General features: G+C 68.7%; 12 protein-coding genes. 9 read left to right on the forward strand and 3 right to left on the reverse strand.

Features of this window, described 5'->3' with window-relative positions; all coding sequences use genetic code 11:
• Together OG474_RS25195 and OG474_RS25200 are read left to right on the forward strand one after the other, a co-directional pair.
• Window positions 1-753: an HpcH/HpaI aldolase/citrate lyase family protein gene (locus tag OG474_RS25195; RefSeq protein WP_405056027.1), complete on the forward strand. Its 753-nt coding sequence runs from the start codon at window positions 1-3 to the stop codon at window positions 751-753.
• 57 nt (window positions 754-810) lie between these two features.
• Entirely contained in the window at window positions 811-1,494 is a 684-nt protein-coding gene (locus tag OG474_RS25200) for a maleylpyruvate isomerase N-terminal domain-containing protein (RefSeq protein ID WP_405056028.1), read from the forward strand.
• Here the strand turns inward: OG474_RS25200 and OG474_RS25205 are convergent.
• Complete coding sequence (locus tag OG474_RS25205; RefSeq protein WP_405056029.1) at window positions 1,483-2,562, reverse strand: CobW family GTP-binding protein; 1,080 nt, start codon at window positions 2,560-2,562, stop codon at window positions 1,483-1,485. The genes OG474_RS25200 and OG474_RS25205 overlap by 12 nt on opposite strands.
• A gap of 169 nt (window positions 2,563-2,731) precedes the next feature.
• Between OG474_RS25205 and OG474_RS25210 the strand changes: the two genes are divergently transcribed.
• The 7 genes from OG474_RS25210 to OG474_RS25240 all read left to right on the forward strand — a co-directional run bounded on the left by OG474_RS25210 (window position 2,732) and on the right by OG474_RS25240 (window position 9,800).
• Entirely contained in the window at window positions 2,732-3,646 is a 915-nt protein-coding gene (locus tag OG474_RS25210) for an XRE family transcriptional regulator (protein WP_405056030.1), read from the forward strand.
• Window positions 3,647-3,750: 104 nt separating this feature from the next.
• Window positions 3,751-5,166 (forward strand): proprotein convertase P-domain-containing protein, encoded by a 1,416-nt coding sequence (locus OG474_RS25215; RefSeq protein ID WP_405056031.1) that lies wholly within the window; start codon window positions 3,751-3,753, stop codon window positions 5,164-5,166.
• A gap of 351 nt (window positions 5,167-5,517) precedes the next feature.
• The gene (locus OG474_RS25220; protein WP_405056032.1) at window positions 5,518-6,294 is read left to right on the forward strand and encodes a DUF4129 domain-containing protein; all 777 of its coding nucleotides are present in this window, start codon (window positions 5,518-5,520) and stop codon (window positions 6,292-6,294) included.
• Window positions 6,291-6,875 carry a hypothetical protein gene (locus OG474_RS25225; protein ID WP_405056033.1) on the forward strand — a complete coding sequence of 195 codons (585 nt, stop codon included), beginning with the start codon at window positions 6,291-6,293 and terminating at the stop codon, window positions 6,873-6,875. Before OG474_RS25220 ends, OG474_RS25225 begins: the two co-directional genes overlap by 4 nt.
• A gap of 6 nt (window positions 6,876-6,881) precedes the next feature.
• Window positions 6,882-7,904: an AAA family ATPase gene (locus tag OG474_RS25230; protein WP_405056034.1), complete on the forward strand. Its 1,023-nt coding sequence runs from the start codon at window positions 6,882-6,884 to the stop codon at window positions 7,902-7,904.
• Window positions 7,905-7,923: 19 nt separating this feature from the next.
• Entirely contained in the window at window positions 7,924-9,255 is a 1,332-nt protein-coding gene (locus tag OG474_RS25235) for a DUF58 domain-containing protein (RefSeq protein WP_405056035.1), read from the forward strand.
• Window positions 9,252-9,800, forward strand: a complete 549-nt coding sequence (locus OG474_RS25240; protein WP_405056036.1) for a hypothetical protein — start codon at window positions 9,252-9,254, stop codon at window positions 9,798-9,800. Before OG474_RS25235 ends, OG474_RS25240 begins: the two co-directional genes overlap by 4 nt.
• A gap of 4 nt (window positions 9,801-9,804) precedes the next feature.
• Here OG474_RS25240 and OG474_RS25245 read toward each other — a convergent pair whose 3' ends face one another.
• Both OG474_RS25245 and OG474_RS25250 read right to left on the reverse strand, forming a co-directional pair.
• The gene (locus tag OG474_RS25245) at window positions 9,805-10,353 is read right to left on the reverse strand and encodes a TetR/AcrR family transcriptional regulator (RefSeq protein ID WP_405056037.1); all 549 of its coding nucleotides are present in this window, start codon (window positions 10,351-10,353) and stop codon (window positions 9,805-9,807) included.
• Window positions 10,354-10,417: 64 nt separating this feature from the next.
• Window positions 10,418-12,019 carry a hypothetical protein gene (locus OG474_RS25250; RefSeq protein ID WP_405056038.1) on the reverse strand — a complete coding sequence of 534 codons (1,602 nt, stop codon included), beginning with the start codon at window positions 12,017-12,019 and terminating at the stop codon, window positions 10,418-10,420.
• Between the last annotated feature and the right edge of the window lie 205 nt (window positions 12,020-12,224).

The following is a 12,224-nucleotide window of genomic DNA, read 5'->3' on the forward strand; positions in this document are numbered from 1 at the left end:
GTGACCTTCGCAGAGCGTCTTCGGAATCGTGAGCAACTGGTCGGGTACTGGGTGACGCTGGATGCGCCGCCCGCTACGGAGCGGATCGCTCGGCTGGACTATGACTACGTGGTGCTGGACGCGCAGCACGGTCTGTTCGGCTACGAGGGCATGGTGCACGGGCTGCTGGCGATCGATGCCGGGCGTGGGGCCGCGGGGCTGGTCCGGGTGGAGGCCAACGACCCGACGCCGATCGGGCGGGCGCTCGATGCCGGGGCGATCGGGGTGATCATCCCGCTGATCGACACGGCCGAAGACGTCGCGCGTGCGGTGCGTGCGGTGAAGTACCCGCCGTTGGGCCGGCGCTCCTTCGGGCCGATGCGCGCCGAGCTGCGGGTGCATCCGGTCTCGGCCGAGAACAACAAGCTCACTGTGGTCATCGCGATGATCGAGACCGCGGAGGCCTTGGAGAACGTCGCCGAGATCTGCGCTACGCCCGGACTGGACGGCCTGTACGTCGGTCCGTCCGACCTCGCGTTGTCTCTCGGTGCCCGCTACCCGGGCGACCCCGAGACCGCCGGTCGGCTCGAGGAGGCGATCGCAGTGATCATCAAGACCGCGACCGAAGCCGGACTGGCCGTCGGCATGCACACGCCCGATGGTGAGAACGCCAGGCGGCGGCTGGACCAGGGCTTCACCTTCGCCACGGTCTCCTCCGACCTCAGCCACCTGGAGGCCGCCGCAGTCGAGCACCTCCGGATTGCCCGGGGCTAGGAACACACGGCGGCCTCCTGCGGTTGACGTCGGAAGGAGCGACACCGAGGAGGCCGGATGAGAGCACCGGAGCGAGGTGCTTTGCCGCGGGGCGTGGCGGGCACGCTGGAGCGAGCCTATGGGCGGATCACCGAGACCGTGCAGGGCCTGACAACTGCTGACTTCGCCCGCGAGACCAGATGCTCAGGGATGCCGGTCGGTCCGCTGCTGGTGCATCTCCTGTACGACGCGCAGCGCGCCCTGATCGCTCTCGCGAGCCCAGCCGCAGCCGATGCGGACCGGGACTTCGTCAGCTACTGGCGTGACTTCCCACCGGGTTCGGACGAGGACACGGGATTCGTGCGCGGCGTCGCAGCGGCGTACCGGAAGCCCGGGGTGCTGGTGCAGCACTGGCGTGAGGTGTCGGAGGCCGCCGTACGGGCTGCTGCGCTTGCTGAGGGCCGTGTCGAGACGCAGGGGCATGTCCTGGAGGTGCGGGACTTCGTTGCCACGCTGGTGTTGGAGGCGACCGTTCACCACCTCGACCTGACGCTCAACCTCCCAGACGCGCCAGAGCCCGACCCGGAGGCCCTGCGCCTGACTGCACGCACGCTAGACGGCCTGTTCGGACCAGAGGCGTGGGACGTGATCGAGTGGGACACCACGACGTACGTCCTGAAGGGGACTGGTCGGCTCGCACTCGACGACGCAGACCTCGACATGCTCGGCCAGTACGCCGATCGGCTGCCGCTACTGGGGTAGCACTCCAGCGAACGGGTCGTCGAGCTCCTTCCAGTCCAGACTGGCCAGCTCTGACTCGGTGAGCAGACACGCGTCCAGGATCGACTGCAGTCGAGCCGGGTCGAGCCCCATCCCAGTGGCGACCACTGTGCACTCAGCCAGGTGCTCAGTGTCCGACCACTCGCCCAGTGTGCCGAGCGAAGCGCTGTAGCCCGCAGACTCCCAGCGCACGCGCTGCGTAGGCCGGTTCGCCAACCACACCACGCCTCTGCTCCGTACGACGTTGTCGACGATGTCCTCAAGTGCTTCGTTCAACCGCGCTGGGTGCAGCGGTCGCGTAGACCGCCAGAGCACCGTCGTCACGCCCTCACCGCTCGGCTGTACCCGATCGGACGCAGCCAGGTCACCGGCCCACGCCTCGGCCGCTGCGAAGTTGAACAGCCCGGTCCGTGCAACCGGCCCGTCCGGTACGCCGCCTGGGTCCGCCGCGACCACTGTGGTTCGCGGGTTCAGGTGCAGCAGCAGATTGTGCAGCCGCTCCGGAGCCTTGCTGCGGTGCGCGTTGGCCAGCACGCAGACATCGGCGTACTCGATCTGGCGAGCGGTCAACTCGGCCACGTTGCGCCTGTCCGGCAGGCCGAGTGCCAGACCGCGTTCGTCGAGCAGTTCGTCGCCGGACAGTTGTTCCACCAGCAGTACGGCGTCGACCACGCAGGTGATCGTGTCGACGGTGATTTCCGGCAGCAGTGCGACCAGCGTTGACGCCAGTGGTCGTGCCTCCATCGCAGGAGGAGCGGACAGGACGATGTGGTTCCAGTGCTCGCGTGCGGCCAGCGTCTCCAGGAGGGGCATCAGGGACTCGATCAGCTGGCAGGCGCCGCAGTCGTCGCCGACGGTGAACTCACCGGCGTCGATCGGACCGGCTGCGTCGAGCACGCGCCAGTTCAGTACGCCGCGGCCGGCGAGGTCGTCCTGATCGACCACCACGGCCACTGTGGTCGCGTCCAGCATCGCGTCGAGAACGGGCTGCCGGAGCGTCGTGGACAGCCCGACCAGCAGGGACAGAGGGGTCTTCGCGTGGGCGGTCATGCAGCGAGTATATGAAAACGGTTTTCATCAGTCCAGAGCTGGGGTAGGCCGACTTTCCCGTCAGCACGGGAAATTTCCCGCCTTGCCGCGGAATCGCGCCGGCCACGCTGTTAACAGTTAACGTTCCACGCTCTGGTCAGCGCGGCCGGTCGTGCCTAAGGTCGCGAGCATGGGCGAGCGCGAGTTTGCCGAGGTCCTGCGCGCGGCCATCCAGGCGCGTGGACTCGGCCTGGAGCGGATCCGCGAGCGGCTGTTGGTGCAGGGTGTCTCGGTCAGCATGGCCACCTTGAGCTACTGGCAGTCGGGCCGGTCGCGACCCGAGCGCCGGGACTCTCTCGCGGCGGTTGTGCTGCTGGAGGAGGTTCTGGAGGTCCCCGCCGGCACTCTGTCCGCGTCACTCGGCCCACCGCGCCCACGTGGTCGCTGGCTGAGCACTGTGCCTGATCGGCCCGACGTAGCGGCGTACTGGCCGCGGCCTGGTGCTGTTGAAGCAGCGGTGAGTGAAGTGGACATCCGCTGGGACGAACGGCTGACTCGGATCAGTCAGCACGACAGGGTGTTCATCGGTGCGGACGGTGGCGAGCGTTCGTACCACTCGCGGCAGGTGCTGCGTGCGGAGGCGGATGGGCCCGACAGGTGGGTCGTGATCATGCATCTGGACGAGCATGACCGGCCGCTCCCGGATATCTGGCCGCTGCGGCATTGCTCGCTCGGACGGACGGTACGGCGTCCTGAGGACGGACTGCTCGTTGCGGAGCTGCTGTTCGATCACCCACTCCGCAAGGGCGAGACGGTGATCACCGAGCATGAGCTGGTGAACGTCGCGCCCTATCCGCCGGCCACGAACTACGAGCGCAAGTTCCGGCTGCCGGTGCGTGAGTTCGTGCTGGAGATCTGCTTCGATCCGGACGTCCTTCCTGCGACCTGTACGGCGTTCTCGCAGCTCGACGACGGTGTGGAGCAGAGCCGGCTTGTCGAGGTCGCGTCAGAGGTGCACGACGTCGTACTGAACTTCGGGCCTGGTCGGCACGGATTCAGGTGGGAATGGGGTCAGCACAATCTCCCGGTGTTCGGCCGGGAGTGAACTGTTAAAGCCCGGAGACTTAACTGTGAAAGGCGTTCTGCCGATTTTCACCTGCTCGTCACGCTCCTAGGTTCGGTGCACCGTCCCAACTGGAGGAGTGCACCATGCGAACCAGAGCCGTCCCCGCGATCCTGCTGCTGAGTGGCAGCCTGATCGCCCTACCGGGCCAGTCCAACGCCGCAGTGCCCGAACCACACCAGGTCTCGGCCCAGCTCCCGACCGGAGCCGGGCAGGCCGGTCGCTGGATCGAGAACGGCCGCCTGGTGGTCGCCGTGACCAGCGACACCGCCGCTGCGCAGGCCCGCGCGGCCGGTGCGACGCCCAAGACCGTCACCCGTACGCAGCAGCAGCTGGATGGGCTGCTCGCCAAGGTCGACCAGATCGCGCGCAACCAGGACAACCTGCGGAGCTGGGGAATCGACCCGGTGACGAACCAGGTCGTGGTCAAGGCGCGCGGAGGCAGCGCTGCCTTCTCCGGACTGGACGGCGTACGGGTGGAGTCCGTGGCGACGACGTTCCACCAGCAGGCCGGCGAGGTCAACCCGGGTGACGGGTGGTGGCCGGGTGGTGAGAGTCCGTGCTCCGTCGGCTTCCCGGCAACTGATGCCCAAGGCAACAAACACTTCGTGACCGCGGGCCACTGCACCAACGACGCGAACCAGGCGGCGTACGGCGCGAGTGGTCAGAGCAACAAGCTCGGTACGTCGAATGTCGGTGGTTCCCGCAGTGTGAACGCTCGCGAAGGTGACATGGGGGTCGTCGCGGTCACCGAGGCCGGCTGGACGATCTCGCCGAACGTCAACACCTACGGGTCGCCCGCGGTCACCGTGACCGGTGCGGCCGAGGCGATCGTCGGTGACACGGTCTGCCACTCCGGCAACACCGCACCGAACTGGGAGTGCGGCACGGTCAGCGCGGTCAACCAGACCATCGACTACGGCAGCACGGTGGTCGAGGGGCTGACGCTGACGTCGGCCTGTTCCGAGGGTGGTGACTCCGGTGGTGGCTGGCTGCGCGGCGACAAGGCCGTCGGTCTGCACTCCGGTGGGAACTCGACGTGTCAGCAGGGCGACACGGACAACTCGATCTTCCAGCCGGTCTCCGAGGCGCTCGCCAAGTGGAACCTGACGCTGCTGACCGGCACCGGTGACCCCGGCGACCCGGACCCGGAGCCGGGTGAGCGGACCTTCGCCAACTCCACCGACTATCCGATCCGCGACTTCCAGACGGCGGTCAGCACGGTCAAGTCGACCGCGACCGGCCGGACCAAGAGCCCGGTCAAGGTGAAGGTCGAGGGCAACCACACCTGCCTCGAGGACCTCAACATCAGCCTCGTCTCGCCCAGCGGCCGCTGGTACTACCTGCAGCGCAGCGGCGGCTTCAGCTGCCACCCGCTCCCGGCCACCAAGACGTACGACGTCGCGGCCGACGAGACCGCCACCGGCACCTGGACCCTGCGCGTCGGCGACAACGGTCCCGGCGACACCGGCACCCTCACCAACTGGTCGATCACCCTCTAACAGTCCCACCCACCGATCGCTCACCGCGCGCCCAAAGAGCAGCCCTCCGTTTTCCAACAACCCCGCCGCTCTTTGGGCACTCCGTTCATCCTTGTGCACCCACCAACCACGCGAGGCTCGCGAAAACGGTTGGTGGGTGCACAAAGTGGGATCTCGTGCACAAAGAGAAGCCGGCCCACCTTTGGGTGCGAGGGGGGAGGCCGGTGGCCGGTTGCTGTCAGGGGGTTGACGGAACTCGTTGCGCACCCAGTACGCACTCTCTGCGCATTCTTCACGCAGAGTGCGTGGAATTTGATTGCATCAAGGGGAAATCGGGCTGGGTAAGCGCTTTTCATCGGCTAACCTGCCCGCATGTTGACGCACCGCCGCGGGAGCTGGGCGCTGGTCGTCGTGCTGATCCTCGGGATCGCCGGCGCCGGGTTCGTCGTGCTGGCTTCGGCGGGTGGATCGGTGCGGCCGGTCAGCGAGAGCACGTTGGCGCCGAAGTCGGCGCCGATCGTGACCCGCACCCCGCCGAATTCGACGCCGCCGTCGTTCTCGCAGCGACCGGGTGCGCCGCCGCAGGAGCGGAAGACGCCGGGCTGGCTCGCCGGGCTCTTCCAGACGCTGTTCTGGCTGGCGCTGGCGGCTCTGGTGGTGTTCCTCGGGTTGCTGATCTACCGGCTCATCCGACGCGTTCAGCTGCCATCCGTCACGGAGTCCGATCCGGACTGGGAGCGGGTGGCGGCCGAGAAGCTCGCAGAGGCGGTCGACACCGGGCTGGCCGCGATCGACTCCGGTCGTGCGACCGATGCGGTGATCGCGTGCTGGGTCGCGCTCGAGCAGGCAGCCGCCTCGGCGGGGGTCGCGCGGGAGGCGTCCGAGACGCCGGCCGAGTTCACCGTGCGGGTGCTCGGAGTGGGCGGGATCTCCGAGCCCCATCTGATCCGGCTCGGCGCGTTGTACCGCGAAGCCCGCTACTCGACTCACGGTTCCACCGAGGACTCCCGGGCTGAGGCTCGGGCCGCGCTGCTCCGGCTGCGCGATGACCTGGCCGCGGCCAAAGCCGCCGAACGGGCCGCCGAACAGGCCGACGCGCGGGTCGGCGCCGGCGTCGCGGCTTCCCCGAACGACGAGGTGGCCGGATGACGTCGTACCGATGGACGCCGTTGGAGGACGAGCGGACCGGCGAGAAGCCGAAGGTGCGGTCGTTGCGGCCGAGCAAGTTGCTGTTGCAGCACGTCGGGTTCACGGTCGTGGCGAGCTTGTTGCTGGTCGGCGCGTTCGGCGCGGCCGGGATGGCGCCGCGGCCGCTGTGGTTTGTCGCGACCGCGCTCGCGGTCGGCTTCGGGTCGGTGGCGTTGCGACAGCTCGCGCCGCAGTTGCTGGAGACCAACTGGCCGGCCCGGCACGACCAGGAGCTCGCGGCCTCGCGGGCCAAGAGCGACGACAACCGGACCCAGTTCATCGCGACCTGGCTGCAGGAGTCGACCCGCGAGCGGCGGTCCGGTGAGGGCTCGCACACGTTCTCCCGCCGGATCCAGCCGCTGCTGCTGGAGCTGACTGCCGACCGGCTCGTGCACCGGCACGGGATCGACCTCGACCTGGAGCCGGAGCGCGCCCGGGACTTCGTCGGCGCGCAAGTGTGGGACCTGATCACCTCGGACGACAAGCGGATCGCGACCATCGGCGAGATCGAGGCCGCGATCCAGACCATCGAGAACCTGTGAGGAACCGTGACCGACTCCGATACCCGACCCGTCGATGTCAGCTCCCCGAGCGTGGGGCAAGGGCTGGCACCGGCGGAGGTCTCCGACCTGAGCCGGCGGGTGCTGGAGCGGGTCGGCCAGGCGGTCGTCGGTAAGGGCGAAGCCCTCGAGCTTGTACTCGCGGGGATCCTGGCCGGCGGCCATGTGTTGCTCGAGGACTACCCGGGGCTGGCCAAGACGCTGGCGGCGCGATCGTTCGCGCAGGCGCTCGGGCTGGAGTTCCGGCGGGTGCAGTTCACACCGGACCTGCTGCCGTCGGACGTGACCGGTGCGTTCGTGTACGACCAGAAGAATTCGGAGTTCGTCTTCCGGCCCGGCCCGATCTTCACCGGCCTGCTGCTGGCCGACGAGATCAACCGGACACCACCGAAGACGCAGGCCGCGCTGCTGGAGTCGATGCAGGAGCACCAGGTGACGGTCGAGGGCCAGACCTTCCCGCTGCCGGTCCCGTTCCACGTGCTCGCCACGGCGAACCCGGTGGAGTACGAGGGCACGTATCCACTGCCCGAGGCCCAGCTCGACCGCTTCATGCTGCGGATCGGTTTCGGCTACCCGACCGCCGCTGAGGAGTGGGAGGTGCTGCGTCGCCGGATGAGCCGCCGGACCGAGGATCAGAAGGTCGAAGCGGTCACCGATGCGGCCGGTCTGCTCGCAGCTCAGCAAGCGGTCGAGACGGTGACGGTCGACGACACGGTCGGGCAGTACTGCGTCGACCTGGCCGCTGCCACTCGACGTGACTCGCAGGTGCTGGTCGGTGCGTCACCACGTGGGTCCCTGGCCCTGCTGCTGACTGCGCGGGCGTATGCGGTGATCAAGGGCCGCGACTACGTCGTACCGGAGGATGTGAAGGCTGTTGCGGTGCCGGCGTTGGCGCACCGGATCACGGTTCGGCCGGAGTTGTGGCTGCATGACGTGACGGGGGCGACGGTGGTTCGGTCCGTGCTCGGTGCGGTGCCGACGCCGCCGACCGTCGCCGGCGCTGGTCGTTGAGACGAGCGGGAGCCGGGCTATGAGGTGGCAGCCGACGCACGCGCACATCCGCGTGGTCGTGGTCGCGGCGGTGCTGCTGGTCGTCGCTGTGCTGGCGCGGCGGCCTGATGCTGCGGTGCTCGGGTTGCCGTTGGCGTTCGTCGCGGTGTGGGGCCGGTTCTTCCGGCCACGTGCGGAGCCCGAGGTGCACACCGAGCTTGATGCGGATGTGCTGTTCGAGGGCCAGGCGACGACGTACCGGCTGCGCGTTCCGGGGACGGTGGACCCGGACATCGATCTGATCGTTGCGGCGTTGCCGCGGTCCAGGTGGTTCGAGTACTCACCTCGCCAGGCAGCGGTCGCCGAGCCGGTCCGGCCGGCGGTCGCAGGCGAAGCCGACGACGTACCGGACAGCGTGACGTTGGAGGTTGGGGTTCGGTCGAAGCGGTGGGGGATGCGGGCCTTGGAGCGGCCGACCGTGGTGGCCACCTCGGTGCTGGGCGCTTACCGGGTCCAGGTGGCGTCCGCGGGAGCGTCGTCGGTGACGACGTTGCCGTTGCGGGAAGGGTTCGAGGCGGTGGATGCGATGCCGCGGCCGGCTGGGCTGGTCGGGCTGCATCGATCGCGGCGGCCGGGTGAGGGGACGGAGCTGGCCGGCGTGCGACCGTTCCGGACCGGCGACCGGCTGCGGCGGATCAACTGGTCGGTCTCGGCGCGGACCCGTGAGCTCCATGTGACCTCGACCTGGTCGGATCGCGATACCGAGGTGGTGATCCTGCTCGACACCGGCGGCGAGATCGGGATCAGCGAAGGAATCGACGGCCGGTCCAGCAGCCTCGACACCGGGGTGCGAGCAGCCGCCTCGATCGCCGAGCACTACCTGCGGCACGGCGACCGGGTCCGCCTGGTCGACACCGGGAATCTGGTGCGCGGGGTTCGCTCGGGAAGCGGTCGCGGCCACCTGCGGCGCATCCTCGACGCGCTCGTGCACGCCGATCGGCGCGGGCGTCAACCCGACCAGGATCAGCTGGCCCAGCGGAACCGGATCAGATCCGACAGTCTCGTCCTCGTGCTGAGCCCGCTGCTTCGCCAGATGGTTCTCGGGTACGTCGTCACGCTGGTGCACTCCGGCTGCACAGTCATCGCCGTCGACACCTTGCCACCGGACATCGCGTCGCTGATCGACGCCGACGAACACGACAAACGGGCCTGGCCGTTGGCCTGGCGGCTCCGACTGCTTGAACGCCGTCGCGAGCTCGACCGCCTCGGCGACCTCGGCGTTCCCACCGTCCCCTGGCGCGGCTCCGGCACCCTCGACGAGGTCCTCCGCGACGCCGCTCGCCTAGCCTCCGCCCCAAGGATGCGCTCATGACCACAGCCGACAAGTTGACCCTGTGGTTGGCGCAGTTGCGGGACACCGGGCGCGGGGTGCTGGTGGCTCGGTCGGTGATCGCGGTCGCCGGTGCGGTGGCGATCGTCGTGCCAGGGCTGGGCGTTTGGGATCAGCTGGATCTGGTTCCGATGCTGGCCATTCCGTTGCTGGCGGTCACTGTCGTGCTGCCGGATTCGCTGGGAGGGGTGCTGTTCCTGCTGGTGGTGACGATCGGGTGGATGGTGCGAGCTCCCGCGGAGATCGGCTGGGAGCTCGTGCTGACGGCGATCGCGGCGGTGGTCATGCACCTGGCGACCGCGTTCGCCGCGCAACTACCGTCGTACGTGCGGGTTGAGCGGCGGGCGCTCCGGCGATGGGTGCTGCCCGGAGCCATCGCGGTGCTCGTGGTGCCGGTGATCGCGATAGCGGCTGCGTTGGTGCGCGGCGCGGAGGTGCCGGGTTCGTTGCTGGTCACGGTTGGTGCGCTCGTGCTGGCCACCGTCACCGTGTGGTTCGCCGCCGGCCAACGCCTCGGCCGCGACTGACGACTTAATCCGTGCCGACGGTGAAGGTCGCTTTGAGCTCGACGGCCCACTCGGCGGGGCGGGCGTCGGGCCCGAGCACCTCCATGGCGGACAGGATGGTCAGCAGCATGCCGGTGCTGAGGAACTCGCGGGCCTCAACAGGGCTGGCGCCGGTGAGCTCGCGGACCAGGCGGTAGATGCTGCCGAAGCCCGCGCGGGTGCAGTCGCCGATGGCAGGGTTGGCGCTCGCGGAGAAGCCCTGCAGGAGGACGAGCAGCAGCTCGCGTTCCTGCGACAGCCGCTCGTAGCCGCGGGCGAGGCTGGCCAGGTCGGGCGACTCGGCGGCCGCCTCGCGGAAGACCTCCTCGATCCGGCCGCAGACATACCGGACCGAGGCCAGGAAGAGCTCTTGCTTGGTGCCGAACAACCGGATGACGTAGGGCTGGGAGACGCCCGCGAGGCGCGCGATCTCGTCCGTCTTGGTGCCCTGGTAGCCCGAGGCGGCGAAGGCCAGCACGGCGGCGTGCAGCACCTCTTCACCGCGCTCGGCGGCGGTCAGTCGTACCTTCGTCATCCGGTCCTCCGTCAGTCCACGCGATCACTCACCGCACATGTTATCAGTCGATGCATACATGATCTCAACGGTGCCGGTCCAGGTACTGCGCCTGGTAGAGCGACTGCGGCACGAGGCCGGACCGGTTCGCGCCCTCGATGTAGCCGGCGGGCTGGGTGAACGGACCATCGCCGGTGATCACGCCGCTGCAGCCGATCGCGTAGTTCTGCGCCGTCGGTGGCTTCTGGACGACCAGTTTGGCGGTCCCGGTTTCGCAGTTCCAGCCGACCGAGTGTGAGGTCGCCCAGCCGTGCCCGGTGCCGTAGTCGCCGCGGTTGTAGATCCCCAGCGTCAGATCGACCTTCGGCGCGATGTCGCGGTGGTTGTCCCACAGCAGGCCCTGGCTCCACCGGCGGTGGCCCTCACTCGAGGCGAGCGCGCCCTCCGACGTACCGCGCAGGAAGACGATGCCGGACGCGCTGCTCGCGCCGTTCGAGATGAACGCATGGCGGGCCTTGCTGGCATAGCAGTCCACGAACAGCACCTGCTGCGAGAACGACTCGCAGTTGAAGTTGTAGCGGAGCCCGCCTGTGACGACCGACGCCGGATCCAGCGCCCGGCAGTTCCGGACGGTGACGCGCGTGGCCTCCGTGGTCTCGACGCCGGCCTTCGCGAAGTGCAGGAAGGTGCTGTCCCGAACCCAGGCGTCCTCGGCCTGGCGGACCTTCACGGCGACCCAGGCATGCGCCTCGTCGACATCCGGATCACCCGCGAACTGGATGTCGATCCGCAGACTCTCCACACCCACGCCGGTCACCAGGCCGGCGCGGTCCCAGACGTACAGGTAGGACTGCGATCGAGCGCGCCGCAGGTGCTCGAAGATCGGTACGTCGACCGTCACGGTGTTGCCGCGGATCGAACGGATGAAGCGGTTGTACGTGATCGGCTGGCTGTCGACCGTCCAGCCGGCGTCGGCCGCCGTACCGCCGTGGTCGACCGCGGCCAGCCACGCCTCGGTGCACGGGTGGATCAGGATGATGTTGTCGCCACGCTTCAATGCACTCGCGTCGGCCACCTCGAACGACCGCGACCCGACCTGCACCCAGTCGCTCGTGATGTCGGTCCGGGTGCCCGCGACCTCGCCGCTCCAGTTGGTGGCGACGGCCCCACCCAGTACGACGACGTCGCGCGCCACCGGGGTGTTGCCGGTCGCCAGGATCACCGTGTTCCGCGCCGGATCGGCCCCGTCGCCGGAACCTCGCAGTACGACGCCTGCGCGGTTCACCCGGAGCGTGCCCGCGACCGGGTAGTTGCCCGGGGCAAGCAGTAGCGCGCCGCGGACGCCGTTCCGGTCCGGGGTGCGTCGGCCGACCTCGTCGATCGCGGCCTGCAGGTGCGCGGTGTTGTCCCCGTCGATCGGCTGGACGGTCTTCACCGTCCGGACGTGCGGGACCGGGCAGTCACCGTTCTTGTAGCCGGCGTGGCTGAAGTCGGGGATCCGGTTCCCCTCGGAGTCGGCGGAGTAGACCAGCCGGTACTTCGAGTCGTAGCGGACCCGGTCGGACTGCCACAGCTTGCCGGCGGGGGCAGCGGCGGCCTGGCTGAGGCCGAGCGAGCCGAGTGCGGCCGCTCCGACCGCTGCTCCTCCGGCTCCGAGCACGCTGCGACGGGTGAAGAGGTTCGTCATCGAGCACCTATCTCTTGGCGGAACCAGAACTGTCTGATGGCGGAATCAGGAGGCCATCATGCGGTCCACCCGGGAGACTGGCAAGCGCTTACCAGAACATTCGGAACAAATTCCCGCCCCATGGAACTCGAAGCCCGCGAACGGGCGGGTTGACAAGTTATCAGTGGATGCATACTTTGGTGATCGAGCTTGTTATCAGTGAATT

Source organism: Kribbella sp. NBC_01505, from assembly GCF_045040285.1.
Taxonomy (GTDB): Bacteria; Actinomycetota; Actinomycetes; order Propionibacteriales; family Kribbellaceae; genus Kribbella.